The sequence below is a fragment of the Pseudoalteromonas sp. TAP-3C genome (assembly GCF_059888565.1).
In genome coordinates, this window is the sequence record NZ_CM187618.1 from 1,935,384 (window position 1) to 1,961,844 (window position 26,461).

Below are 26,461 nucleotides of genomic sequence, written 5' to 3' on the forward strand. Positions count from 1 at the left end.
GTTAAATAACAATAGGAGTTAATTAGAAAGGCGAATTAAAAGCGGTATTCTGCGCCTAGGTAATAGTATGCACCGTTAAAACCAAATGGCGCTGAACGACGTGAATATTTAAATACGCCATCGCTGCTAACTATGGTATTGCCTTGCGCATCTACAATAGTACCTGAACGTGAATTACCTATGGTATTTTCATCTGGGTAAACATCAAATAAGTTATTCGCGCCAATATTTACTGATAAATCGTCAGTTACAAAGTAGTTAACTTTAATATCCGTTAAAATTTCAGCGCCGTAAGTTTGGCGACCGCCATCTTCAACGCTGTATTCACCAAAACGGTTAAGTGATAAATTAACTGTCCAATCATCACGGCGATAAAGCGCACTTACGTTGATCCGATCTTCGGGTTGCCACTGTTCAATAATAGAAATTTCTTGATCAGAAAATACATCGTCAACCGGTACGGTTTCAAGGCCAGAGCCTGCTGGTGTAAATAACGACACCACATCGGTTTTAGTAAAGTTAGCCGCTAATGTAAAATCAAGCGTGCCGCCTAGACCTTCTGTATTCCATGTAGCTACAAAGTCGATACCTTGTGTTTCGGTGTCAGCCCCATTTAAGAAAAACTGCCCTGCACCTGCCCCTGAGCTCAATAATGCGGCATCAAGGGCGTTTGATAAACCTTTGCCTAAGCGATTACTAATTACAATTCGGTCATCAATATCGATTGAGTAGTAATCAAGGGTGACATTAATATTATTACTTACGTTATAAACAATACCTAAACTGCGGTTTTGCGATTTTTCTTCTGTTAGTTTTGGAATACCTAAACTTTGTGCAAGTTTTGAATCGTTTCTAAATGTGCCCACTTCTTCAGCGACTAAATTGCCATTAGGGTCTACAACAAACTGGGTGCTAATATTGTTAAAGTACAACTGTTGCATTGAAGGCGCTCTAAAGCCTGAGCTTAGTGCACCACGTAATGAAATATCGTCGGTTACTGACCAATTACCGGCTAGTTTAAAGTTAACTGTATCGCCAAATCCTTTGTAATTATCGTAACGTAATGCCCCAGAAATAATTACATCATCAATGATATAGGCTTCAGCGTCTAAATAAAACGAAATGACATCACGCGACTCATCAACTGATGATGCCGGTGATGACCCACCAAAGCCTTGTGTGCCACCAGATGCGTTTTCGCTGCCAATGCCACCGCTTAGCCCATCATAAATATTAACCCCGTTGTTGGTATCGTAGTCGCGATAGGCGTATTCACTGCCCTCTAAAATTCGGTACTCATCGGTGCGTATTTCTGCCCCCATTGCTAATGAGTAGTCATCAAAATTTTGAGTAAAATCAAGATTAATAGTTTGCAGTGATAGCTCCATGCCATAAGCGTAACCTTGACGCGGAATCGTAGCGCGAATATCTGCCGCAGTTAAACCTTGGTCGTAACGTAAGAAGTTCGCGTAAGAGGCGTTAATCGTATCGCTAGTGGTGTAATCAATGCTATTTTCACCATAGGTGTATGATAAATCTAAACTAGCGTCGTTATCAAAGTCAGTTTTGTAACCAAAGTTATATGAAATATCGTCAATCGTGGTGTTAATTTTTGGTAAAAAGCCAGTTGGAATAGTCGCATCACCATCTTGTAGTACTGGGTTACCGCCTGCATTAGCATTATGACGGAAAAACGCCGCTGATTCGTTATCACGAGTCGAATAGGTAATAAAACCGTATAACTCGCCCGCGCCTAACTCGTAGCCGGTGTTAACTGTTAAACCAAACTGTTGCGAGTCGGCATCCCCAATTCTAAATGTATCGCGTGGCGCGGTTAATTCACGCGGATCGCCTGCCAGTAATGTGCCGTCACTGAGTTCCGTACAGCCGTAAAATTGACATGAACCATGAAGCCCAGCACGGTTAGTTGGCGCGCGATCGCGGTAATTAATGGTGGTATTTAAATAGCCGTTATCACCTAAAGCAAAACCTTTATTAAAATCTATATTAACAGTCTCGCCGTCACCCTCTGAGTACTCACCGTAGTTAACTGCGGCTTTACCACCTTCACTGCCATCTTTAAGTACGATATTTATAACACCGGCAATTGCATCAGAGCCATATTGCGCGGCAGCACCATCGCGCAGTACTTCAATACGTTTAATTGCTGAGGCAGGAATAGCGTTCATGTCAGTGCCCGCTGTACCACGCCCTACCGAGGTATTAATGTGAATAATACTGGCTTGGTGACGACGTTTACCATTGATCAATACCAATGTTTGATCAGGCCCAAGGCCACGTAATGTTGCAGGCCTGAGGGCATCAGTGCCATCACTGATGGATGAACTTGAAAAGTTAAAAGACGGTGCAATAGCCTGCAACATGCGGCCAACTTCCGTTTGACCGGTATTTTCGAGTGCTTCTGCGCTTAAAATATCTACCGGAACAGGTAAGTCTTCCACTGAGCGCCCTGCAACACGGCTACCTACAATTGCAATTTTTTCAATGTTTTGTTCTGCGCTTTGTTCAGCGGCATTTATTGCTGGTGAATTAACCGCAAGCATAGCGGGTAATACAGCAGCACTCACTCCTGAAAGCTTCATCATGTTGTTATCTTTCCTATTGATTTGTTTGAGTTGAATACTCAGTAAACCATTTTTATCAATAACCGCATCGAGCTGTGTCTCCGCTAATAATGCGTTTAAAGCATCAAGTTGAGAATAAAATCCATATAACGAATTTGCCTGATATTGCTTGGCAAGTTCGTACGAAAAAACCACTGTTTGTTCAGTTTGCTTGGCAAATTCTATTAAGGCTTTGTCTGCTCGTTGCGCTTTTATATCAAATTGCATCATTTGCCCCTCAGTTTGACTTGCCTGCACGCTGATACTAAAAAACAGCGATGCAACTAAGTAAAACTGCACTAAATGACACATATGGTTACTGCGCAACGTATATAAACAGTTAGCAAACAAAAATCCTCTATCGTTTTTTATCATTTTTTTAATTTTTAAGTTACACAATGCAGTAAATGCTGTAGCAAAAATTAACATTTTTGTGATTTTTATTACCATTTCCTATGACTTTTTTTGATATTTTAGGCTAACGACATGTTCGCCTAAGCGTTCATGTTCAATCGAAAAGTTATTTTGTAAGCTCTCTAACAGCCCTGCCACATCACCCGCTTTAAAAACACCGGCAACTTTAATCTGAGCTAACTCATCAGATGAGAGTTCAAACCGCGTGGCGGTATAACGGCTCACCTCGTTTAAAGCATCAACCAGATGTTCGCCATTAAATATCAACATGCCATTTTGCCAGGCTAAATCACGCTGTACATCATCAACCGATAATTGCGTAATCGGCTTAGTCACGCTTTTTTCGATAATGGCTTTTTCACCTGAGAGCACGATATTGGCATTAATTTGACGAATTTCATGGTTGCTGTTGTCAGCTTGCTGATACGCTTTAAAATCATCAGCGTTAACAGCAACGCTGGGATCGGTGATCAACACTTTGCCCTCAGTGACCACCAGTTCCAGATCTGAGGAGGTATTGCGCTGTACATTAAACACCGTACCCAAAGCAGTAAAACTTTTATTCCCTGCCATCACACTAAATGGACGCGATGCATCTTTAGCAACGTTAAAACGCCCCTCGCCACGATTCAGTAGTAGTTGTCTGCGTCCTTGGCTGTAAGCCACTTCCAATGAACTATTGGTATTGAGTTGTACTATTGTGCCATCCGGTAAAACATAGGTTGCCTGCTCGCCCACTTTTGTTTTATAAATTTTTGTATAATTGACTTTAGCTAAATTTTGCTTGAAATTGCTCTGTATGTTTAGTAGTAAATAGCTGCACATCATCAATGCCGCAACAACGCTTGCTGCAATACCAAATAGATACATAGGCTTTTTTTTAGTGAGTGTGGGCTGTTTATCAGGGAATAATACGCTGAGTTCGTTAAGCACACTCAGATCATCCCATAGCTGAGCTAATTCATACAGCGCATTTTGATGAGCGGTGCTTTGTAACATCCAGAGTTTAAATTGCGCTTGCTCTTTGTCGCTTAAACCACGATCAATAGCACTTATCCACTGGGATGCTTTTTCTAAAATTACTTCTTTTGAAGTAAATTGATGCACGTTATCCATTTTACTGCCCTCCTAGGGTTGCTTTTTTTGGGCAGTGTTCGCTCTCATCTTGCGCCTGCTCGCGCATATAGATCATAGTGTTTAACAAGCCTTTTGCGATATGCTTTTCGACCGTACTTTGACTTAACTGCATTTGCTGTGCGATCTCTTTTTGGCTCATCCCATAGACTTTTTTTAATATAAAGCACTTTCTAACCGTTGGGCTTAATTGCTCAGTGGCTCGACAAAATAATAAAAAACGTTCTTTTGAGGAGTATTCATCCTCTAATTGCATTGATTTAAGCAATTTTGGGAGCTCAGTTTCGTGGTTCAAAGGGGTACTAAATTTATTATCCCATTTAGCTACATGGTTAAGCGCAAGGTGTTTAGCTGTTTTTAACATGTAGCTACGAGTGTATTGAATATCTTGCTTTAACTCTGCTTCATAACTTTTAACAAAAGTTTCTTGAACAATATCATCAACATCGTCAGGCAACACAATTTTAGATACAAAACGCCTTAACTGAGTAGACATATCAGAAAATGTACTGGCAAGTTTAAGTCCTTGAGCCACGTGAGTAGTCCCTTGTTATTATTATTACCGTAAGATTACGAGTTTTAGGGTTAATTACAAGAGATTTTGTTAATTATTAGTTGCTAACATAAACAGTGCAATGTAAATGTATTAACTTTTAAAGTTTTTTAATTACTATGTCTGGTTAAAAAGTTGCACAATGTGATCTGAACTGGCGCTTTTTATACCCAAACCACTTCAAGATGCTTATTTTTATTGGCTTGTTGTGTAGTAATTTACCAATGGCGGCGCTACTATTGACGGCTAGAGGAGTTACCTATGAATAATCAAAAATTAGCAGATTTTGAGCTTTACTTTCAAATTGATGAAAGTAATCGCGTCAACCTGTTTGCTGTCGATGATACAGCAGTACCAACAAGCTTAGCTGAACTAGACGCAGATATTCCGCCCTTGTTTAAACTTGCGAACGAAGTTAGCAGTCTAGATCAAAGCGCCTTAGGCTCTTTGCGCAACCTAGGTGATATTGCCCAAGAACTAACTACTTTTTTACAAGCCCAATCGCGCAAAATAGATTTAATCATGAGCCATATTTTAGCAACTGAACAGGCTGAAGATGACTCTATTTACTGTGACAGCTACGGTGGCGGTGGAATTAAGTTTACTAGTGATCAGCTTTATACACTTGGGCAAACATTTCGTACTAAATTATTTTTGCAGCATGAAGCGTCTGCGGTGTATTGTTATAGCGAAGTGGTGGCTATAGAAAAACAAAAAAATGAGCATTATCAATATACTTTATTATTTGTGTCGATAAGAGACAGCGACCAAGAGCTGGTTGTAAGAGCCAGCTTACATGCGCAAACACGCCAACTAAAAAAGCGTCAGCAACTTGAAAAAGCCAAACAGAGCACACACGACAAACATTAGTGTGTATTTAGCGATTTAAATTGCCTAAAAATGCAATCCAAACGCTTATTTAAAAGTGACTTAGCAGTAATTGAGCTGCTAAACTAGCCTCATCTTTATTTGTATTAAAAATCCATGAACTTTAGACTTTTACCTGAATGGGCCGAGCAAGACGCTGTTATGCTCACATGGCCGCACAAAAATACCGATTGGGCTGATAACTTAACCCGTGTTGAGCCTGTATACATTGAACTTGCCAAGCAGATTAGTGCGCAACAAGCGCTGGTTATTGTTGCTCATGATGACGCATTAAAAGCCCACATTAGCGCATTACTCAAAAATGCAGGTATTGAACATAACCGTGTTCATTTTGTAGTTACTCCTACTAACGATACCTGGGCACGCGATCATGGCCCACTAACGTGCCGCGCCTTAGATGCGCCTGAACAATTAAAAGTCTTCGACTTCACCTTTAATGGCTGGGGTAATAAGTTTGCAAGCGCCCTTGATAATCAAATAAACCACACATTAGTTGAACAACTAAGCAATACTAAAAACCATTATCAAGCGCTTGATATGGTGCTAGAAGGTGGCGGTATTGAAATAAATGAACACGGCGTATTGCTCACTACTAGCGAGTGTTTACTCAATAACAATCGCAACCCTGATTTAACCCAAGCAGAAATTGAAGCACAACTAAAAACACATTTAGGCGCCACTGACTTTTTATGGGTTGAGCATGGTTATTTAGCAGGTGATGATACCGATAGCCATATTGATACGCTGGTGCGCTTTGCACCAAATAATACCCTTGTGTATGTGCAATGTGATGACAAAAATGATGAGCACTTTAGCGCGCTTAATGCCATGCAAAAGCAACTACAACGCTTTAAAACCGCTGATAACACCCCATATAACCTGATTGAGTTACCGTGGCCAAACGCCGTATACGATGATGAAAATACGCGTCTACCCGCCACCTATGCAAATTACTTAATTATAAATAATACAGTATTGGTGCCTACTTATGACGATGCGAGTGACCAAGGTGCGTTAGCACAGGTTCAAAAAGCCTACCCAGAGCACACGATTATTGGCATAAATTGTTTACCTATTATTGAACAATTTGGCAGTCTTCACTGCATTACAATGCAATTACCCCGTGGATTTTTAGCTGGAGCAGCACTATGACATGCCCTGCACATTTATCAGTTGCCTTAGTACAGCAAAGCAACAGTAACAACGCTGAAGATAATATCGAAAAATCAATTGCTGGTATTCGCGATGCCGCAAGTAAAGGTGCGCAACTTGTTGTGCTACAAGAACTACACCGAAGTTTATATTTTTGCCAAACCGAAGATGTCGACGTATTTGATTTAGCCGAAACGATACCAGGGCCAAGCAGTAACACACTTGGCGAGCTGGCTAAAGAATTGGGAATCGTTATTGTCGCCTCATTATTTGAAAAGCGTGCTACGGGCCTTTACCACAATACCGCCGTGGTGCTCGAAAAAGACGGCAGCATTGCGGGTAAATACCGTAAAATGCATATACCGGATGACCCTGGGTTTTATGAAAAGTTTTACTTTACGCCAGGTGACTTAGGCTTTGAGCCTATTCAAACCTCAGTGGGTAAGCTGGGCGTACTCGTGTGTTGGGATCAATGGTTTCCTGAGGCTGCGCGTTTAATGGCAATGGCAGGTGCCGAGCTATTAATTTATCCCACCGCGATTGGCTGGGATCCGCGCGATGATAAAGACGAACAAACTCGTCAAAAAGATGCGTGGGTTATTAGCCAACGAGCTCATGCTGTAGCCAATGGCGTTCCGGTGATTAGTTGTAACCGAGTGGGCCATGAAAACGATACGAGTGGTCAAAGCGACGGCATTCAATTTTGGGGCAACTCGTTTATTGCAGGTCCTCAAGGTGAAATGCTGGCAGAGGCCGATAACCAAAATGAACAAATATTAATAGTTAAACTTGATCAAAAACGCAGCGAGAACGTACGACGTATCTGGCCGTATTTACGTGACCGCAGAATTGATCATTATCAAGATTTAACAAAAATATATCGCGACTAAATAACCACGTTAAATAATAGTATGGCTCTTAGTCGCTAAGAGCTTAATTAAATGGAGTAATTAATGGCGTTTGAGCAATGGGCAACCTTGCCTTGGGTAAAGTCTAACAAAGATAAAATTCAATGGGGCGAGCTTTTAGGCAGTGGTTTAAGTATTGCCATAGCACAAGGTGTGAAACAACAAGATAACCTAGTGTTAATTGTCACCCCAGATACACCAAGTGCTCTGCGCCTTGAAACCGAATTAGAATATTTACTTCCTGATAACCCAGTGATGATATTTCCGGATTGGGAAACGTTGCCTTACGATCACTTCTCTCCCCACCAAGATATTATTTCAGCGCGTTTGGCCACCCTCAATACGTTAAAAAAAGAGCAACAAAGCGTGCTTATTGTACCGGTGTCAACACTGATGCTACGCACCGCCCCGGCCTCATTTATATACGGCTCAACACTTAATTTTAAGGTCGGCGATAGATTAGACACCCACGCCCTGCGTGAAAATTTAGAGCAAGCGGGTTATTTACATGTGCAGCAAGTCATGGAGCATGGCGAATACGCCATACGTGGCTCTATTGTTGATTTATACCCGATGGGCAGTAAGCACCCCTTCAGGCTCGATTTTTTTGATGATGAGCTGGATACTATTCGCTTATTTGATGTTGAAACACAGCGCTCAGACGAAAAAGTAGAAAAGATTGAGCTACTGCCTGCTCATGAGTTTCCGACTAACAATACCGATATTGAGCGATTTAGAATAAGTTATCGTGAAAAATTTGGCGCAAGCTCAGAGCAAGACTCCGTGTATATGCAAGTCAGTAAAGGGAATTGGCCTGGCGGTATTGAATACTATATGCCGCTGTTTTTTGAAGGCTTAGCCACTATTTTTGACTACTTACCTGAATCGACGACCGTGATGCAGTTTGGTGATTTAGAACATGCAGCAGATAACTTTTGGCACGATGTAAATGTACGCTATGAAAACCGCCGTGTGGACCCTTTGCGCCCATTGTTACCTCCAGATGAGTTATATCAGCCAATTAATGAGCTTTTTTCTAACTTGGGCAACTATGGCCGGATTCGTTTATCGCAAGCAAAATTAGGCACCAAAGCAGGCAATAAAAACCTCGCAGTTAACGAATTGCCTAATATACGCATTGATCATAAACAGCATCAACCCTACAACGCATTTATTGACTATGTGGCAGAGCAAAAAAAGAGCAAAGGCCGCGTTGTTATTAGTGTAGAGTCGGACGGTCGGCGTGAATCATTACTGAGTATATTAAAACCAAGCGGTTTAAAATTTAAAGAGTTTGATAACTTTGAGCAGTTTACTAACAGCAGTAATGACGTTGGTTTAATTGTCAGTCCGCTTGAACAAAGCGTCGTACTGAGCACTAAACCTAGCCTGAGCATTATCACCGAGCAAGAATTGCTTGGAATTAAGGTATCACAGCGCAGGCGCCGTAAGCACAAATATGAAGCCAGCCAAGATGCACTCATTCGTAACCTTGCTGAATTAAAAGAAGGCCAACCAGTTGTGCATCTTGATCATGGTGTTGGCCGTTATCAAGGGCTACAAACGATTGATGCAGCAGGCGTGGTTACTGAATTTGTTACTATTACTTATGCCGGTGAAGCAAAGCTCTATGTGCCGGTGTCAGCGCTGCATATGCTCAGTCGTTACTCTGGCGGTGAAGAAGCGAGTGCACCATTGCATAGGCTTGGCTCTGATGCGTGGGAAAAAGCGAAAAAACGCGCCGCTGAAAAAGTACGTGATGTGGCAGCAGAGTTACTCGACATATACGCGCAGCGCCAAGCTAAACCCGGCAATAAGTTTACCCTTGATGCTCAAGCTTATCGCCAATTCAGCGATAGCTTCCCCTTTGAAGAAACAGACGATCAACGTACCGCCATTGAAGCTGTATTAGGGGACATGCAATCAAAGCAAGCCATGGACCGTTTAGTCTGTGGTGATGTGGGTTTTGGTAAAACCGAAGTGGCCATGCGTGCGGCTTTTGTGGCTGTTAACGATAATAAGCAAGTAGCTATTTTAGTACCAACTACCCTGCTTGCTCAGCAGCATTATGATAATTTTAGAGACCGTTTTGCTGATTTTCCCATTGAGGTAGGTGTACTGTCGCGCTTTAACTCAACCAAAGAGCAAAAAGAAACCCTTGAAAAAATGAGTAATGGCAAGCTTGATGTCGTTATTGGTACTCACAAACTTATACAACAAGACATAAAGTTTAAAGATTTAGGGCTGTTAATTGTAGATGAAGAGCACCGTTTTGGGGTGCGTCAAAAGGAAAAAATTAAGGCCCTGAGAGCCGATGTAGACATACTAACGCTTACTGCAACACCTATTCCGCGTACGTTAAATATGGCCATGAGCGGCATGCGTGATTTATCTATTATTGCCACCCCGCCGGCTAAACGTTTGGCGGTTAAAACCTTTGTACGCCAGCGCGACGAAGAGCTTATTCGTGAAGCCGTGTTACGTGAAATTAAACGCGGTGGTCAAGTGTACTTCTTACATAACAATGTAGAAACCATAGAACGAGTAGCTCAAGAAATCAGTGAATGGGTGCCAGAAGCCACAGTATCCTCAGCTCATGGGCAAATGCGAGAGCAAGAGCTTGAGCAGATCATGACCGATTTTTATCATCAAAAGTACAATGTGCTGGTATGTACTACTATTATTGAAACCGGTATTGATGTACCCACAGCAAACACTATTATTATAGACAGAGCCGATAAGCTGGGGCTTGCTCAGCTGCATCAACTACGTGGACGTGTTGGTCGCAGCCACCATCAAGCCTATGCTTATTTACTTACAGGTAACCCTAAGTCACTCTCTAAAGATGCGGTAAAACGTTTAGATGCGATTGCCTCATTAGAGGATTTAGGCGCGGGCTTTGCTTTAGCAACCCACGATTTAGAAATTCGCGGAGCTGGCGAACTGCTAGGCGATGATCAATCAGGGCAAATGCAAACCATTGGCTTTAATTTATACATGGAAATGCTTGAGCAAGCCGTTAACGCACTTAAAAATGGTAAAGAGCCAACCCTTGAAAATTTATTACAAAAACAAACCGAAGTGGATTTAAAACTGCCGGCATTGTTACCTGATGACTATATTCATGACGTTAACACCCGTTTAGGTATGTACAAGCGTGTGGCTAGTTGTGCTAGCCTTACCGATATGGATGAGCTGCAGGTAGAATTAATTGACCGCTTTGGTTTATTACCCGATGCAGCTAAAAACTTATTTAGCTTACAACAACTAAAAATGCAGGCGAGTAATTTAGGCATAACAAAAATAGAGGCAAACCCAAAAGGGGGCTATTTTGAGTTTAGTCAAAATACTAAAGTTAATCCTAGCTTCATTATTGGTTTGATACAAAGTGCACCACACGTTTATAAAATGGATGGCGCAAATAAATTACGCTTTGCCATTAGCGAGGCAAATGCCCGTGAACGCTTAAAAATGATTACTGCCATGATTGCAGATTTCGAAAAAAAGGTTAGCCATTAATGTTGCTGAAAAAATCGCTGGTTATTTTATGCTGCTTATTTAGCAGTACTGCATTTGCAGAGCGTTGGTTTGAAGTAGAAGTATTAATTTTTAAACAGCTCCCTGCTCCATACTTACAAGAAGACTTTAGTTTAAAACACGATCCTATAGAGGATAAAAACACCTTAGATTTACTCAGTCCTGTTTATAAAAGCCAAGCTATGAAAGCCTGTATAAACGGCGACCCACGCTTTCAAACACGCACTTTTGCCGACACTTTGATTCATTCAAACCCGCAATCAGCAGTGTGTAACGACAACATAGATTATGTAAAAAGTTACGCTGTATTGCCCGTTACCCCTCAAGCGCCAGCACAAGAGACCATGGAGCAAACTTACCTGTTAGCCCCTGAGCAGTTGCAGTTTGAATCACAACGCCAAGCGCTAAACCGCAAAGGACTCACCCCTTTATTGCATACAGGTTGGCGGTTTGAGGGCGCGAGTAAGTCTCATTCACCAAGTCTGTATTTGTTTGCAGGTGGTCAGTTAAAAAGTAACGTGAACACGGCTTTTAATTACGCCAATTCTGATTTTATTAGCTTAGTTAATACCCCTGTGCCACTGTTTGATGAAGCTCAACCCCAGGCTTCAAAATGGGAATTAGAGGGATTATTTAAAATACATTTGCGCCACTATTTATTTATTGCTGCAGATTTTGATATTAATGAAAAGCGTGACAACGGTGAGCTAGAATCTGCACGATTTTCACAATTTAGACGTGTATTCAGCGAGGATATTCATTATTTTGATCACCCTCGTATGGGAATGATTGTACAAATTCGAAAATTTAATCATTAATCAAAGGAAAATAATAATGAAACAATTATTAGTCGTTGTTGCGTTACTAAGTTTAACTGCTTGCTCTAAAGTGAGCCTAGAAAATTACGAAAAAATTAAAATTGGTATGGATAAAACCGAGGTTGAAGCTATTTTAGGCAAGGCAGATAACTGCCAAGAAAAAACACTACACACCCAGTGTACTTGGGGCGATAACGCTAAAAACATCGAGATCACTCTAGTATCCAACAAGGTAACCCTGTACAACAAAAAAGGCCTAACCAATAAATAACCTGTAATCTGGGGAATAACTTAGGTTATTCTTCTTTATTTGCATCGCTGCTATAAATAAGCTCTATATTAACTATTTTACTGCGGTTTAAAGTAATTTTATAACGCTGATAAAGCGTTTTATCTGATTCAGTGAGTACCAACACCATGTTTAGCTGATAGCGCCTTTCAACTCCCTGCTTAGAAATTTTATTATTCTCTAAATGATAGAGCTTCCCTTCCCCTTTTTTTAAATAACGAGCGAACGGCGCAAGATTAAACTGCAAAGTTTGCTGTAAGCTATCGTAGCCTGGCAAAAATTCTTTAGCACTTACCCGGGTTTCACTGGCAAAGTGAAGCCATTGTGCCGCTTGCTTATTTTGCTGACGTCGTTTGGAAAAAATGGTTCTCACTTCTTTAGGGATTTTTTTAAACCGCGTATATTCCAACCAAATAAACTGACTTGCAACTTTATCTTTAGTGATACTATTTTTAAATATAAAACGCCATTTTGGGCGGCCTCTGACAATGGCACGCCAAATAACGCGGGTAATATCTTCTTTAAATATTTCTCTGAGCCCGTAAATAACCCCTAATATTAAAATTAGTGAGGCGGTTATTTCAGTAAATGTTGACCGCGCATTGAGTATCACTACCATCACAAAGGCCATAATAACTGCGGTCACAGAGCCTTTAACTAACCGCTTTAGGTAACTATTAAGATAGCGTGTTTGGCGATTTAAAATAACTCCGTGTTCTATTAAGCGCTGTAACAGACGCATTTTATTAGTAATTCTGTTCGCATCTTTGAGCGTTGAGTCAGAATTATATTGTTGCTCTTGCCGATATTCGCTCTCTGACTTACAAAAGTTTAATAAGTCATTGCGCTCTTTAGCGTGATCGCTACTGCGCGGCCCTTCATCAAGTAACTTTAAAAACGTTTGTTCTATTTGCCAACTTAGGTAATTATCGGCGTTGGTATAAAATGGAATTAGTTTTTCATTATCGGGGGTGTAGCGCCTAAGTTTTCTAAGTAAACTTTGGCTTTGTTCACAAAGCTCAATGGCACGTTGATAAAACTCATCACTGTGTTGAATTTGTAACGCCTCTTTAATATCGGCATCAATTGCAAGGCGTACTTGATAACAATATAAATTTAGATTTTGTCGATAACCTTGTTGCTCACCTTTGTTTTTACTTACGAAACGACTTCGCACCAACGGAAGATGAATGTTATTGGCATTATAAGCTACGAAGGATTTAAATTGATTATTAAAGTAAGACTCTTCGCTAAGTGTTTGCGCGTTAATACCCATTTCGTTAGGGATAGAAAAATAGAGATCTAATCGCTGCTCTGCACGCGGTGATAGTTGCGGCTCAATCACAAAAGATAAATTTTCGTCTTGCTTTAACAATAGCGTCTCCTAAATTAGTTAAGCTAAGTTTACGTGCCTCTTTAATTTTGTTCAACAAAAAAGGCCTAGTAAAAACTAGGCCTTTTGGTAGTTGTAATTGATAAAAATTAGAACTTAACGTTTACACCAGCGAATAAACGACGGCCTAACGTATCAAACGTGTACGGGTCAGTATTTGAATCGTTATTACCTGAGTAGTACGGTGGCTCTTTATCAAATAAGTTATTAACACCAGCAGACAATGTCACTGTATCATTAATTAAGTAAGAACCACTGATATCATGATACACAATTGAAGGCGTTGTAGGTGCAAGACACGGCTCATCACCAATACACGCAAAGCTATCTAGGCCAGCAATGTAACGTGCTTCATAAGTCGCATCCCAGCTATCACCTTTAACCGTTAAGTTAAAGTTTGATTTGATATCTGCGTAACTACCCGCGCCACCAGTAATATAACCTGCATAATCGACCACAGCACCTGTATCAACAACGTACTCATCTAAATAGGTTGTATCAAGACCCGCTCTCCAACTAAGACCTAATGCATCAAATGAATACTTTAAGTTTAGATCAATTCCTGAAGTCTTTTCAGAACCAATGTTACGTAGTTGGTTATTGAAAACAATTCGACCGTCAGCTTGTAAAATTGCACCAGTACTTGCACAAAGTTCACTTGAACCGCTGCTTGCACCACCTATACATTGATCAACAACAAATTGGTTGTTGTATGTTGAAATAGCATTTTCGATTTCTATGTCGTAGTAATCTACGGTCATTGAGAAACCTTCAAACCATTGTGGTTCGTATACAACACCAAAAGTTAATGTATCCGCTTCTTCTGGTGTTAAATTTTGATTGCCGCCAACTGTGACTTCTGCTTGGCTATCAGCACCTGGGTATTTTACTTGCTCATAAGATGGTGAATTACCTGAATAAAGCTCATACACTGTTGGTGCACGGAATGCGGTTGAACGCACGCCACGGAACATTAGTTCATCATTTGCTTTCCAAGTAAAACCAAGCTTCCATGTTTCATCAGAACCAAACGTGCTGTAGTCAAACGCACGAATCGCCGCACTTAGTTCAACATATTCAGCAAATTGATGTCCAGATAATAATGGTAATGCAAACTCAACATACGCTTCATTTACATCAAACCCACCACTGGTTGGATCTACACGCGGATCGTTACCTAAGCCTTGGGCAGCAATTGAATCAGGATTAGACCATGCTTTTTCTTGACGACGCTCTACACCCGCTGCAAAAGCAGCATAACCGGCTGGTAATTCAAACATTTCACCCGACAATGAAGCCGCTAGAATAAATAACTGGCTTCCGCCTGAATTTTGCTCTGTGTATATATAATTTTGAATGTTCTCTTGTGACCAAGATGCTTCATTTAATGGGTTAAATGTGCCTGCAGCTAAGTCTTCTGTAATAGCAGAAACATTGTGTAGATTACTCATTTTATCAACAGAATCATTGCGGCCAAAGTTTGCTGACACATCCCATGAATAGTCACTAATAAAACCTTCAGCACCAACAACAACACGAACAGTATCAACTGTTTGCGACAAGTCACGAGTACCGCTTTCAGCCATACGACGACGGTAGCTTATTTCATCACCAAACGCGTAATTAGTCGGTGTTGTTACGTATTTATCATTAGCATCTTTTACAAATACACCGTCAACGACTTGTCGCTTGTCGTAAGTCTGTGATAGCAGACTGTCACCCATATTTTCAGCATATTTAAAGCCAAAGTTAATAGGCTGTGGCGCTAACTGTTGCTCAGACCAGCGCTTAGTATAGGTAAATTCACTGAAAAGCATTGTGCTATCATTTAGTTCATAGTTACCTAAACCTGTGATGTTTAAGCGTTCCATTGGTGTGTACAGATAACTTTTAGCTGCATAGTTGTATGCATCGTTTTCATCGGTATAGCGATGTAAGTTACCACCAAGGCCACTTAAACCAGAATCATTAGCAACCCCCGCTTCTTTTAATTCACCTTCTTTATTGAAGATCTCAGCCGTTACTCCACTTTGAATATGGCCGCCTTCGCTAAATGATGAGCCACCACAGAAAAGCCCATTCTCGCCTTCAAATAAAGGACATGAAGAAAAACCACGATCGCCTTGACTAGCTTCACCACGATCAGTGTATTGAATGCCAAAAACCATATTACCTTTGTCAAATGTTGTACCTAAGGTAAAGTCGATTGATGTTTCTGCCGCGTCATGCTTTGAAGTCATCGCTGTATTGACGTTTAAATCTAGTCCTTCAAAATCATTTTTGAGGATAATGTTAACAACACCCGCGACTGCATCTGTGCCGTAAACAGCTGAAGCACCGTCTTTAAGTACTTCAATTTGTTTAATCATCGAAACAGGAATCGTGTTTAAGTCAACCGTTGATGCCGCACCAGTACCTGAGTTGATCATACGACGACCATTAACAAGTACTAAAGTACGCTGTGAACCTAAACCACGTAAATCTATAGATGCACCACCGCCAGAACCATTATTGATGCCAGGGTTTGTCATTGCACCGCCTGTAGCGGTCATTTGTTGTAATATGCTATCAACAGATGTTGCACCAGATGCTCTAATTGCATCAGCACTAATAAGTGTAACTGGGCTAGCCGTTTCCATATCTGAACGCTTAATGCGAGAGCCGGTTACTTGAATTTTTTCGATTGATTTTGCTGCATCTTCAGCAGCTGAAACTTGCATACTTGAAAACATTGGGATTGCTGCAATTACAGCTAAACCAAGAGTTGATTTTTTCATGGATGAACCCTACTTGTTGGAAATTTACCTAAATTGGTAACACTCACTTTATTGAGAACTTTTAGCGAGCGGGAGCAACTTAGGCGCCTGTAACTGAATAAAAACTTAACAGCAGACTATTTTGCAAACAGCAACAAATGGGAAGACCCATATCAGAAACAAAGGTTGCAGAATGTTTCATTGTTAATTAATAAAAACAATTTAAAATCATAAGCTAAAGCAATACCAATCACATAAAAAACACAGATGAAATCATAGGGAGGTAGTTTGTAATTTAATGTAATCATTCGAACAATGTGCCCAAAAAAGGAAAGTTAACATGTTAATCACAGCTCATTATTAAAACGGTAAAACTAGGTGTTAATTACTAACCATATTTATGCAAGTAAATTGTTTATTTAGTCTAAACTCTTTGGTTACTAGCTTTAATAGTGAGAATTTTATGTTTTAAGGATTTCACATTGCTCACGTCTCAATGAGCAACGGTTGTCAGGATTTGGCTATATGCACAGGTAGATGAAATAGGTGATAAAGATGCTGTCTTGCATGAAGTGGTTCACTGTTTAGCGGCTGGGGAAACTTAGGTTAAAAGTGTGAGTGTTAAATCTAAGTGGTAAAAGTAATACAATTGAGCAAAATGCTTATGTTAAATGCTGAGAGATCCCCACGAATTTAGCCTAAATTATCAATTTGTATAGTCAGAAGTGACAACTGGCTATACACATAAATAATGAACTGCCCATCAGGCTCATACCTAGGATCATCAACCACTTCTTTGCCAAGATAAATATAGGACAATACTCGTCGTTTTTTCTCTGTATTCGCTTGTAATGCCGCATCCCCTTGTTGTGCCGACACGGTGTACCCTATGCACCATAAGACAAACAACATTAACGCCGCTATGAGCAATAAATTATCAAACCTTTCTGCGCTTCTTGAATTTGCAAAGGCTAAACTAATGCCAAGTTTTGCATTCTTAGTGTCTCTGAAACTTTCTTCTATTTGCATACGTTGTTTATATAAAGTCACAATCCGTTGAGGCTTATCTGTAAATTGTGTAGGTAAATTAAACACAAGTAGCCAAGGCTCTTTGGCCTTTTGTTGTTGGTATTTAACCGTTGTACATTGAGATTGCCCACCCCGTTTTTTGATTTTTTTACGTCCCTTGTTTTTCCCTCTAAACAAAACACCTTGGCACGCGAAACGAACTGTTTTTCCGTAGTAAATCTGTGTCAGAAGGTGTGGTTTATCTGTTGCTTGCTCAAACCATGATTTACAATTTCGCCATGTCTCAAGGTCGCTAGATAAGGTCACATTGCCTCTGACGCGCCCAAGCCAATACCAGCCTTTATCTTCTATGGCTTTAAACCATGGCGTTCTAAAAATAGCATCAGATAAAATAATAGGCTGACAATCTGCAGGTAAACACTGTGCCAAGCTATCGAGTAAGTGTTGATGAGCCGCTTCGGTATTTAATTCGCTTTCAGGATACACTTTTTCATAGAGCGTTAACGCTCTTCCCCCCATTGGTATGCTTGCCCTGAGCACTTGAAATATTTCGCCGCCATTAATAGGTGACCAGTCAACGATAATAAGTGGGTGTTGTTGCTGGCCTACTAAGCATTCGGTCATATGTTCATAGAAACAAAGACGTTCTTGATGCAGGTTAGCATTACCAATCAAACGGTCTGCGCGTTTAATATCATGTTTTTTATCGGTATTAGAAAATGATTTTAATCCGCGGCCTAGGTAAGTGACAGTAACGCGCTGGTCACGCAAGCCTGAGTTAACAAACGTAAAGACTGTATTTAAACGTGTTTTATGAATTTCAGGGTAGGCAATGGCAATATCTTTGTGTAATATTTCGGTGGCTTTCATGATTATGAGTGAGTTTTTTTATAGTGAAAAAATTTGATCACAAATAATCATGAGAGTCTACCATTAATTTTTATTTTGTGGGGATTCGTCAGTGTTAAATGGTATTAATAAGTCACATTAAAATAATATTCCACTCGGTGTGTTGTCGGGTTGTTTTTGTCAGCTAAAGTCAAAATTAATTTCCACACCATGTTCCTTTGTGAACAAATTCCAACCATCGTATTGGCTGACCACACACTACCCTGTTGCTTAAACTGTAGAGGAATATAACCCATATACATACTAACCCCTGCTAATTTAGCATCAACTATCGTTAACTTTTCAGGTAGCTGAGCATAAACTGTAAAGGGCGTTTCAGGTGATAGGTTAGTTTCACTTAGCGATACTTTAACTTGATTAGCAAAAGTGCATGGTTCGTTATTTTTGCACGCTAGCTGTGAACCTGTTGTTTTTGGGGATGGTGTTGATCCAGAATAGTCACAGCCAAGTAAAAATAATAGCAAGGAAAGTAAATATACTTTATACATGTTCATGTAGATTCTCAAAATATTTAATGTATAGCCCGACTTCAGGGCAGGTTGGTTGATTATCGGCTTTAGTGATCAAGTAAGTAACAAATCACCTCAAAAAATAGACAGCACGTTAATAAAGTTTGATTGATGTCATATTATTACGCAATTAACCTATCTTTTTAAGGCCAAAAAATTTATCATTTCAACCGCAAATAAAACAAGTACTTCTCAAGTATATTGCCTTTAATAATCTCACATTGAAAGTTTTAGGCAGTATATTTTAGAACAATAGTAGGTCCTACTTTTACAAGTGGGTAATTCATTTCTAAACGCATTTATTGCAGCGGAAGCCAGAAAATGAGCCAAACAGTAGCATCACAAACTGAGTACAACTACAAAGTTGTACGCCAATTCGCTATTATGACAGTGATTTGGGGCATCGTTGGCATGGGTATTGGGGTTCTAATTGCTGCCCAACTAGCTTGGCCAGCACTTAACTTTGACACACCATGGTTAACTTACTCTCGACTTCGTCCGTTACACACGAACGCAGTAATCTTCGCATTTGGTACAAGTGCTCTTTTTGCGACGTCTTATTACGTTGTACAACGCACATGTCAAACGCGCCTCCTTTCAGATAAATTAGCCGCCTTTACTTTTTGGGGTTGGCAATTAGTTATTGTTCTTGCAGCAATTACCTTACCAATGGGTCTTACCAGTTCAAAAGAATATGCAGAACTTGAGTGGCCAATCGATATTTTAATCGCTGTTGTTTGGGTTACATACGCTATTGTATTTATGGGCACGATTGCTAAACGTAAAGTAGCGCATATTTATGTAGCTAACTGGTTCTATGCAGGCTTTATAATCACTGTTGCTGTTTTACACATTGTTAATAGTATGGCTGTGCCAGTATCGCTGACTAAATCATACTCAATCTACGCGGGTGCAGTGGATGCAATGGTTCAGTGGTGGTACGGCCACAACGCAGTAGGTTTTCTGCTAACGGCTGGTTTCTTAGGGATGATGTATTATTTTGTACCAAAACAAGCTGGTCGTCCTGTTTATTCATACCGTTTATCGGTTGTTCACTTTTGGGCGCTTGTTTCGCTTTATATTTGGGCAGGTCCGCATCACCTTCACTACACTGCGCTGCCTGACTGGACGCAAAGTTTAGGTATGGTTATGTCTATTATCTTATTCGTACCGTCTTGGGGTGGTATGATTAACGGTATTATGACCCTTTCAGGTGCATGGCATAAGCTACGTACAGATCCAATTTTGCGCTTCTTAGTGGTTTCATTGTCTTTTTACGGTATGTCTACGTTTGAAGGGCCAATGATGGCTATTAAGTCTGTTAATGCGCTTTCGCACTACACAGATTGGACAGTAGGTCATGTTCACTCAGGTGCATTAGGTTGGGTTGCAATGATTTCTATTGGTGCTATTTACCACCTTATTCCTGCCTTATTCTCGCAAGGTCGTATGTACAGCATTAAGTTAATTAATACCCATTTCTGGTTGCATACTGTGGGTGTTGTTTTATACATCGTCGCAATGTGGATCTCAGGTGTAATGCAAGGTCTAATGTGGCGCGCAGTTAACTCTGACGGTACATTAATGTACAGCTTTGTTCAGTCGTTAGAAGCCTCTCATCCTTTCTATGTTATGCGTTTCTTGGGCGGTGTATTTATTGTAGTAGGTATGCTGGTTATGGCTTATAACGTTTATCGTACAGTTTCAGCGAAAAATAACTCGCTCGAACTTGATAAACAAGCGCAGTTAGCATAACGGAGTCAGACAATGAGCAATAAAAATTCACAAAATAAACATGAAATTATTGAAAAAAACATCGGCCTTATGGCCATCTTGACTGTGTTCGCTATTAGCTTTGGTGCGTTGGTAGAAATTACCCCGCTAATGTTCCAAGAAGATACAACAAAGCCGGTTGATGGCCTACGTCCATTAAATGCACTAGAATTTGAAGGTCGCGACATCTATGTGCGTGAAGGGTGTGTTAACTGTCATTCTCAAATGATTCGTCCATTTCGTGATGAAGTAGAGCGTTACGGTCACTACTCTGTAGCGGGTGAATCAGTATGGGATCACCCTTTCCTATGGGGCTCTAAACGGACTGGTCCTGACTTAGCACGCGTTGGTAAACGTTACTCAGATGACTGGCATTATGCTCACTTAGTTGACCCACGTGCTGTGGTTCCTGAGTCTAATATGCCAGGCTTTCCTTGGTTAGCAGAGAACACGCTTGATACAAGCCTTACTCTGAAAAAACTACAAATTTTCCGTGACAAATTCGGAATCGATAGCCGTACAGACCGTTACGATGGCCTAGGTTATGGCGATGATGAAGAACTAATTGCTGACATTGCTAAAGTTGATGCAATGAATGACGGTAAAGGTGCAACAGAAATGCAAGCCCTTATCGCCTATTTGCAACAACTTGGTACACATTTAAAGTAGATTATTATGGACTACGGAACATACAGAGGCATTTTAACTCTGGTAATATTAGTTTTATTTATTGTGATTGTTGGATGGGCATATAGCAAACGAAGCAAAAGTCGCTTTAAAGACGCTGCTAATGTCATTTTTGAAGATGAAAAAAAACACAACAACACACTCTCTAATGAGGAAAAGGGGTCTGAGAAATGACTAGCTTTTGGAGTATATGGGTTATTGTATTAACCCTTGCATGCCTGATCATTATCTTTGGTTTACTAGTTTGGAACTTAAAAAACTATGTAGGCGTAAAAGAAGGTGAAAGCTGTGGACATGAGTTTGACGGCATTGAAGAATTAAACAATCCACTACCAAAATGGTGGACTTACATGTTCTTCGCTACCTTTGTGTGGGCTGTTTATTATTTAGCAGCTTATCCTGGCTTAGGTAACTGGGAAGGTTTAGCAAAATGGACAAGCTCAAACCAAGGCATTACCTCTTTAACAGAATCGAAACAAGCAATTGAGCAAGCCAAAGAAGACGGTCGATTTGTAAAGTTAGATGTTGAATACCGCGCTGCTGAAGAACGTTTTGGTCCAATTTTTAACGAATTGGCAAAAACACCGGTTTTAGATTTAATGGAATCTAAGCTAGCGGGTGATGCAGCACAACAGCTTGCACTGGAAAATGGTGACAAACATGAGCAAACGCAAGGTCAATTAGCGGTTGAAATTGGTCAACGTTTATTCGCGCAAAATTGTGCTCAATGTCATGGCTCTGACGCACGTGGTGGTACTGGCTTCCCTAACCTTACTGACGCTGATTGGCTGTACGGTGGTACACCTGATAAAATCAGAGAAACATTACTTTTAGGCCGTGTTGCTGCAATGCCACCTTGGGGTGATGCATTAGGCGAGCAAGGTGTAAAAGAAATGACCGCTTATGTACTTAGCCTATCTGGTCGTACTGTGAATCAAAAAGATGCCGCAGCAGGTAAAGCCAAATTTGCAATGTGTGCCGCGTGTCATGGTGCAGACGGTAAAGGCTCAGTTGCGCATAACTTACCATTTGGTGCACCAAACTTAACTGATAATATTTGGCTATACGGTGGCTCTCAACGTGCTGTTGAAGAAACACTAAACCACGGTCGTGCGGGTGTAATGCCTGCATTTAAGGAGATTTTGGGCGAAGAGAAAATTCACCTTTTAACTGCTTATGTTTATAGCTTGTCGCAGCAAAAATAACGTCAAAGTTAACAAAACGTTTCAGTTTTAATCTTTTTATTTCAATAGATTAATCCAAATCAAAAAAGCTTCCAAATGGAGGCTTTTTTTTAGTCTTTTTACTCTATTTATTATACTATAGCTGCACACTAATTAACTTTTTGAGCGACTATGCAACCTACTCCGTGGTATAAAAATTTTTGGCCTTGGTTTTTAATTTTTCTTCCTTTAGTTACCGTGATCGGCTGTATTTCGTTATTTATTACCGCCATCGGTAATGGTCCAGATATGGTAGTGGATGACTACTATAAAAAAGGCAAAGCGATTAACTTAGAGCTTGTTAAATTTGATAAAGCAAAAGCCTTGTATTTACATGGCGACCTTAATGTATCTGATAAACGAGTAAGTTTTAAATTTACTAAAGGCGATACCAGTAATATTCACGCACTAAAATTGTCGTTTTTTCATCGCACAATTAAAGTGCACGACTTTGAGGCAACACTTACCCCTAATGCTAATCAAGAATTCACTGCATTATTAGATGATTACACTCCAGGGGCTTACTCGGTGTTTATTGAACCTTTCGATACGAGTTGGAAAATGAAAGAAAGTATCACTTTACCAACCACAGCCACCGTTTTAGTTACACCTAATTATAAGTAGTATTTAGTATGTCTAAAAGTTGCTTTCATTGCCTTGAAAGTGTGCCCGCAGGATTTAGCGCACAGGTTGTTATAGACAATACCGCACAGCCAATGTGTTGCATTGGCTGTCAGGCGGTTGCACAAAATATCGTTGACCAAGGAATGACCGACTACTACAAATACCGTACCGTCAGTGCCGGTAAAGTAGAGCAACTGGTACCTGAACAACTCGCTTTTATTAAAAGTTATGATAACGAAGATATTCAAGATGAATTTATTTCCACACATAACGATAGCTCAGAGGTACTGCTCAGTGTTGAGGGGATAACCTGCGCGGCCTGTGCTTGGCTGATTGAAAAGCAATTACTTAAGCTTACATCGGTAAAACGAGTGGATGTAAACACCGCAACAAACCGTGCGATGATTCAGTGGAATAAAAGCACCACCCCCTTAAGTGAACTGATCACCTCACTGGCTGAAATAGGCTACAAAGCCTACCCATTCCAATCTGATTTAGAAGAACAACAAAAACAACAAACTGCCAAAGCCTACATTCGCCGCCTGGGTGTTGCAGGCTTAATGACCATGCAAGTCATGATGTTTGCCTTTGCTATGTATTTTGGCATGTTTTCTGGCATGGATAGTAATTTTGAGCAGTACTTTAGATGGATCAGCCTAGTACTTGCCACCCCGGTTATTTTATACAGCGCCCTGCCATTTTTAAGTAACGCTATTAACGGCTTAAAAGCAAAACAGCTAAATATGGACTTACCCGTATCGTTAGCCATTTTTGGTGCCTATGGTGCCAGTTGTTACGCCACGGTAATGGAAGTAGGCGAAGTGTATTTTGAATCAATTTGTATGTTTACTTTTTTGCTGTTACTAGGTAAATATCTAGAATTTAGAGCGCGGTTAAAGGCGAGTGAATTTACCGCTAACTTGCAAAAGTTATTGCCACTGACAGCGCGTACACTTGATGAGCAAGGGAATGAGGACATCATTTCTGCCAAAAAGCTTAAACTCAATGATATCGTGTTAATTAAGGCTGGTGAAACCATTCCTGCCGATGGTATTTTAATAAAAGGTCATACCAGCGTTGATGAATCAATGATGACCGGCGAACATCAGCCAGTACGAAAGTATGTTGATCATAACGTATACGCAGGATGTGTTAATCATGATGGTATTATTGAAATAAAAATCAATAAGCTAGGTCAAAATACCCTACTGAACCAAATAATTCGCCTACAGCATAACGCATTGACAAAACGCCCAAGATTAGTAGAAATTACCGATAAAGTGGCGCAGTGGTTTGTTGCTGTATTACTGGTGTTTGCCTCTTTAACGGCCATTGGTTGGTATCAAATTGACCCTGACCTTGCTTTTTGGATCACTATTTCAGTACTCGTGGCCACCTGCCCATGCGCATTAAGTTTAGCCATCCCTACCGCATTAACCTGCGCTGTGGCCACCTTAACTCGCAAAGGTATATTAATCAAACAAGCGCATGTACTAGAAACCTTATCAAAGCTGACTTTATTCGCTTTTGATAAAACGGGCACACTGACACAAGGTAAATTTAGCCTCGATGCTGTTGACATACTTAATGATAACTACACCAAAGAGCAAATTTTAGATATTGCAGCGCAACTTGAAAGCTATTCTGAGCATCCTATTGCCAGTGCGTTTAAAGAATTTAAAGGACAGCGTAAATTTGATAACGTACAACTTCACCCAGGTATTGGGATCAGCGCTCAGTATGAAAACACCCATTATGCCATTGGTAAAAGTGGCTGGTTTGACACTAAAAAAACCAATGCCCAAGCCTCGCTTTATATTAATAAAAAAGCAGTTGCACGCTTTTATTTTGTAGATAAAATAAAAATAAATGCTGATAAACTCATTGATTCTTTAAAAGCAAGTAACCTTAGCTGTCATATGTTGACAGGGGATGCCTCCGATGCTGGCGCAAAAGTTGCTAAAAAATTAAAGCTCAACTCAGTGCAAACCAGTTGCAGTCCAAAAGATAAACAAGACGCTGTTAACCGCTGGTCCTCACAAGGTGAAATAATTGCTATGGTGGGCGATGGCGTAAACGACAGTCCCGTGTTTGCCAGCGCGCATTTATCTATTGCCATGGAATCAGGGGCTGATATCTCTAAAAACAGCGCTGATGTCGTGTTACTAAACAGTGATTTAGCTTCTATTGATCATTTATTGACCATTAATAAAAAAACACGGCGTATAGTTAAGCAAAATCTAACGCTTTCTTTATTATATAATGGCTCTATATTACCGCTTGCTGCGATGGGCTTAGTTGCCCCATGGATGGCTGTTATTGGTATGTCTACCAGCTCTATTATTGTGATATGTAATTCACTAAGGCTATTAAAGTTATGAGCATAATTTATATTTTAGTCCCCATCGCTATCTTGTTTGTATTAATTGCCATTGGCGTATTTTTTTGGGCAGTAAAAGGTGAACAATTCTCTGATTTAAACAAACAAGGCCACAGTATCTTGTTTGAAGACGACAAAGAGCAGCATAATAAAAGTAATGATTGATCCTATTTTTGTCAGCGCCTTTTTAATGGGGTTAATTGGCAGTGGCCATTGCATTGCAATGTGTGGTGGTATAGCCAGCTCATTGCAATTGGCCAGTAATAAACCCCAAACGTGGTTATATTCACTCGCTTATAATAGCGGCAGAGCTTTAAGTTATATGTTAGCCGGTGCCCTTGTTGCTGGTATTAGTAGTCAATTTGCTACGCAAAATTCAGCCTTTTCATTATTTTTGTCATTTTTAGCCGGTATTTTTATGCTACTGGTTGGTGTGTATATTATGCGTTTAGCCGCTACATTACAGTGGCTTGAAAAACTCGGTAAAACGCTCATTTGGCAACACTTAATTAAACTTAATAAATATTTAATGCCGATTGACTCACCTTTAAAAGCCCTTGGCTACGGTGCGCTATGGGGCTGGTTGCCATGCGGTTTAGTCTATTCTGCACTCACGTGGGCGATGACCAGTGGTAATGCCATTAACGGCGCTTTAGTGATGCTCGCGTTTGCATTAGGTACATTTCCTGCCATGATCACTCTAGGTATGGCCGCGCAAAAGTTAAATACACTTTTTAACCATCCATGGACACGAATAACCCTTGGCAGTGTGCTTATTTGGTATGGTATCTACCTGCTTATCATTGCAACAGACAAGCTAGTGCATTAACATTAGCAAATGTTGTGCATAAAAATTTAACG

General features: G+C 40.4%; 21 protein-coding genes. 14 read left to right on the forward strand and 7 right to left on the reverse strand.

All coding sequences use genetic code 11. The annotated features are described in order from the left end of the window. Positions 1–35: 35 nt before the first annotated feature. The 3 genes from AC6H44_RS09080 to AC6H44_RS09090 are packed head-to-tail and all read right to left on the reverse strand — an operon-like array spanning position 36 to position 4,707. A complete protein-coding gene (locus tag AC6H44_RS09080; protein ID WP_500738412.1) occupies positions 36–3,068 on the reverse strand; it encodes a TonB-dependent receptor plug domain-containing protein in 3,033 nt (1,010 codons plus the stop codon). Between the two features lie 9 nt (positions 3,069–3,077). Beyond that, positions 3,078–4,154 (reverse strand): FecR family protein, encoded by a 1,077-nt coding sequence (locus tag AC6H44_RS09085; protein ID WP_500735161.1) that lies wholly within the window; start codon positions 4,152–4,154, stop codon positions 3,078–3,080. Between the two features lies 1 nt (position 4,155). Continuing rightward, positions 4,156–4,707 carry an RNA polymerase sigma factor gene (locus AC6H44_RS09090; RefSeq protein WP_500735162.1) on the reverse strand — a complete coding sequence of 184 codons (552 nt, stop codon included), beginning with the start codon at positions 4,705–4,707 and terminating at the stop codon, positions 4,156–4,158. A gap of 279 nt (positions 4,708–4,986) precedes the next feature. On the opposite strand from AC6H44_RS09090, the gene AC6H44_RS09095 reads away from it, so the two are divergent. The 6 genes from AC6H44_RS09095 (at position 4,987) to AC6H44_RS09120 (ending at position 12,299) form a co-directional block, all read left to right on the forward strand. Beyond that, the gene (locus AC6H44_RS09095; protein WP_500735163.1) at positions 4,987–5,595 is read left to right on the forward strand and encodes a PilZ domain-containing protein; all 609 of its coding nucleotides are present in this window, start codon (positions 4,987–4,989) and stop codon (positions 5,593–5,595) included. A gap of 114 nt (positions 5,596–5,709) precedes the next feature. After that, the gene (locus AC6H44_RS09100; protein ID WP_500735164.1) at positions 5,710–6,765 is read left to right on the forward strand and encodes an agmatine deiminase family protein; all 1,056 of its coding nucleotides are present in this window, start codon (positions 5,710–5,712) and stop codon (positions 6,763–6,765) included. Beyond that, a complete protein-coding gene (locus tag AC6H44_RS09105; protein WP_500735165.1) occupies positions 6,762–7,655 on the forward strand; it encodes a carbon-nitrogen hydrolase in 894 nt (297 codons plus the stop codon). Before AC6H44_RS09100 ends, AC6H44_RS09105 begins: the two co-directional genes overlap by 4 nt. 63 nt (positions 7,656–7,718) lie before the next feature. Next, positions 7,719–11,192, forward strand: a complete 3,474-nt coding sequence (mfd, locus tag AC6H44_RS09110; RefSeq protein ID WP_500735166.1) for a transcription-repair coupling factor — start codon at positions 7,719–7,721, stop codon at positions 11,190–11,192. Beyond that, positions 11,192–12,028 (forward strand): peptidoglycan binding protein CsiV, encoded by an 837-nt coding sequence (locus tag AC6H44_RS09115; protein WP_500735167.1) that lies wholly within the window; start codon positions 11,192–11,194, stop codon positions 12,026–12,028. Before mfd ends, AC6H44_RS09115 begins: the two co-directional genes overlap by 1 nt. A gap of 16 nt (positions 12,029–12,044) precedes the next feature. Further along, positions 12,045–12,299: a DUF3862 domain-containing protein gene (locus AC6H44_RS09120; protein ID WP_500735168.1), complete on the forward strand. Its 255-nt coding sequence runs from the start codon at positions 12,045–12,047 to the stop codon at positions 12,297–12,299. A gap of 25 nt (positions 12,300–12,324) precedes the next feature. Here AC6H44_RS09120 and AC6H44_RS09125 read toward each other — a convergent pair whose 3' ends face one another. The 4 genes from AC6H44_RS09125 to AC6H44_RS09140 all read right to left on the reverse strand — a co-directional run bounded on the left by AC6H44_RS09125 (position 12,325) and on the right by AC6H44_RS09140 (position 18,898). Further along, a complete protein-coding gene (locus tag AC6H44_RS09125; protein ID WP_500735169.1) occupies positions 12,325–13,692 on the reverse strand; it encodes a hypothetical protein in 1,368 nt (455 codons plus the stop codon). Positions 13,693–13,799: 107 nt separating this feature from the next. After that, positions 13,800–16,487, reverse strand: coding sequence for a TonB-dependent receptor plug domain-containing protein (locus AC6H44_RS09130; RefSeq protein ID WP_500735170.1), 2,688 nt, complete (start codon positions 16,485–16,487; stop codon positions 13,800–13,802). Between the two features lie 672 nt (positions 16,488–17,159). Continuing rightward, complete coding sequence (locus AC6H44_RS09135) at positions 17,160–18,365, reverse strand: IS4 family transposase (RefSeq protein WP_500735106.1); 1,206 nt, start codon at positions 18,363–18,365, stop codon at positions 17,160–17,162. A 104-nt stretch (positions 18,366–18,469) separates the two neighbouring features. Beyond that, on the reverse strand, positions 18,470–18,898 hold the full coding sequence (locus AC6H44_RS09140) for a hypothetical protein (protein WP_500735171.1): 429 nt from the start codon (positions 18,896–18,898) through the stop codon (positions 18,470–18,472). A 336-nt stretch (positions 18,899–19,234) separates the two neighbouring features. Here AC6H44_RS09140 and ccoN point away from each other — a divergent pair, with 336 nt between their 5' ends. The 8 genes from ccoN to AC6H44_RS09180 all read left to right on the forward strand — a co-directional run bounded on the left by ccoN (position 19,235) and on the right by AC6H44_RS09180 (position 26,429). Beyond that, positions 19,235–20,668, forward strand: coding sequence for a cytochrome-c oxidase, cbb3-type subunit I (ccoN, locus tag AC6H44_RS09145; RefSeq protein WP_500735172.1), 1,434 nt, complete (start codon positions 19,235–19,237; stop codon positions 20,666–20,668). A gap of 12 nt (positions 20,669–20,680) precedes the next feature. Beyond that, positions 20,681–21,355, forward strand: coding sequence for a cytochrome-c oxidase, cbb3-type subunit II (gene ccoO, locus AC6H44_RS09150; RefSeq protein WP_500735173.1), 675 nt, complete (start codon positions 20,681–20,683; stop codon positions 21,353–21,355). 6 nt (positions 21,356–21,361) lie between these two features. Beyond that, on the forward strand, positions 21,362–21,547 hold the full coding sequence (locus AC6H44_RS09155) for a cbb3-type cytochrome oxidase subunit 3 (protein WP_010389598.1): 186 nt from the start codon (positions 21,362–21,364) through the stop codon (positions 21,545–21,547). Further along, complete coding sequence (ccoP, locus tag AC6H44_RS09160; protein WP_500735174.1) at positions 21,544–22,578, forward strand: cytochrome-c oxidase, cbb3-type subunit III; 1,035 nt, start codon at positions 21,544–21,546, stop codon at positions 22,576–22,578. The genes AC6H44_RS09155 and ccoP overlap by 4 nt, the downstream gene beginning before the upstream one ends. Positions 22,579–22,728: 150 nt before the next feature. Further along, positions 22,729–23,220 carry a FixH family protein gene (locus AC6H44_RS09165; RefSeq protein ID WP_500735175.1) on the forward strand — a complete coding sequence of 164 codons (492 nt, stop codon included), beginning with the start codon at positions 22,729–22,731 and terminating at the stop codon, positions 23,218–23,220. An 8-nt stretch (positions 23,221–23,228) separates the two neighbouring features. Next, positions 23,229–25,601, forward strand: coding sequence for a heavy metal translocating P-type ATPase (locus tag AC6H44_RS09170; protein WP_500735176.1), 2,373 nt, complete (start codon positions 23,229–23,231; stop codon positions 25,599–25,601). After that, the gene (ccoS, locus tag AC6H44_RS09175; protein ID WP_008109812.1) at positions 25,598–25,765 is read left to right on the forward strand and encodes a cbb3-type cytochrome oxidase assembly protein CcoS; all 168 of its coding nucleotides are present in this window, start codon (positions 25,598–25,600) and stop codon (positions 25,763–25,765) included. The genes AC6H44_RS09170 and ccoS overlap by 4 nt, the downstream gene beginning before the upstream one ends. After that, complete coding sequence (locus AC6H44_RS09180) at positions 25,758–26,429, forward strand: sulfite exporter TauE/SafE family protein (protein WP_500735177.1); 672 nt, start codon at positions 25,758–25,760, stop codon at positions 26,427–26,429. Before ccoS ends, AC6H44_RS09180 begins: the two co-directional genes overlap by 8 nt. Positions 26,430–26,461: the final 32 nt, after the last annotated feature.

What these genes read in the sequence shown, in the direction of transcription:
- AC6H44_RS09180 (WP_500735177.1), top strand. Translation starts at nt 25,758, where the DNA reads ATGATTGATCCTATTTTTGTCAGCGCCTTTTTAATGGGGTTAATTGGC.
- AC6H44_RS09085 (WP_500735161.1), bottom strand. Translation starts at nt 4,154, where the DNA reads ATGGATAACGTGCATCAATTTACTTCAAAAGAAGTAATTTTAGAAAAA.
- AC6H44_RS09130 (WP_500735170.1), bottom strand. Translation starts at nt 16,487, where the DNA reads ATGAAAAAATCAACTCTTGGTTTAGCTGTAATTGCAGCAATCCCAATG.
- ccoP (WP_500735174.1), top strand. Translation starts at nt 21,544, where the DNA reads ATGACTAGCTTTTGGAGTATATGGGTTATTGTATTAACCCTTGCATGC.
- AC6H44_RS09135 (WP_500735106.1), bottom strand. Translation starts at nt 18,365, where the DNA reads ATGAAAGCCACCGAAATATTACACAAAGATATTGCCATTGCCTACCCT.
- AC6H44_RS09095 (WP_500735163.1), top strand. Translation starts at nt 4,987, where the DNA reads ATGAATAATCAAAAATTAGCAGATTTTGAGCTTTACTTTCAAATTGAT.
- AC6H44_RS09105 (WP_500735165.1), top strand. Translation starts at nt 6,762, where the DNA reads ATGACATGCCCTGCACATTTATCAGTTGCCTTAGTACAGCAAAGCAAC.
- AC6H44_RS09170 (WP_500735176.1), top strand. Translation starts at nt 23,229, where the DNA reads ATGTCTAAAAGTTGCTTTCATTGCCTTGAAAGTGTGCCCGCAGGATTT.
- ccoS (WP_008109812.1), top strand. Translation starts at nt 25,598, where the DNA reads ATGAGCATAATTTATATTTTAGTCCCCATCGCTATCTTGTTTGTATTA.
- ccoO (WP_500735173.1), top strand. Translation starts at nt 20,681, where the DNA reads ATGAGCAATAAAAATTCACAAAATAAACATGAAATTATTGAAAAAAAC.
- mfd (WP_500735166.1), top strand. Translation starts at nt 7,719, where the DNA reads ATGGCGTTTGAGCAATGGGCAACCTTGCCTTGGGTAAAGTCTAACAAA.
- AC6H44_RS09100 (WP_500735164.1), top strand. Translation starts at nt 5,710, where the DNA reads ATGAACTTTAGACTTTTACCTGAATGGGCCGAGCAAGACGCTGTTATG.
- AC6H44_RS09115 (WP_500735167.1), top strand. Translation starts at nt 11,192, where the DNA reads ATGTTGCTGAAAAAATCGCTGGTTATTTTATGCTGCTTATTTAGCAGT.
- AC6H44_RS09155 (WP_010389598.1), top strand. Translation starts at nt 21,362, where the DNA reads ATGGACTACGGAACATACAGAGGCATTTTAACTCTGGTAATATTAGTT.
- AC6H44_RS09165 (WP_500735175.1), top strand. Translation starts at nt 22,729, where the DNA reads ATGCAACCTACTCCGTGGTATAAAAATTTTTGGCCTTGGTTTTTAATT.
- AC6H44_RS09120 (WP_500735168.1), top strand. Translation starts at nt 12,045, where the DNA reads ATGAAACAATTATTAGTCGTTGTTGCGTTACTAAGTTTAACTGCTTGC.
- ccoN (WP_500735172.1), top strand. Translation starts at nt 19,235, where the DNA reads ATGAGCCAAACAGTAGCATCACAAACTGAGTACAACTACAAAGTTGTA.
- AC6H44_RS09140 (WP_500735171.1), bottom strand. Translation starts at nt 18,898, where the DNA reads ATGAACATGTATAAAGTATATTTACTTTCCTTGCTATTATTTTTACTT.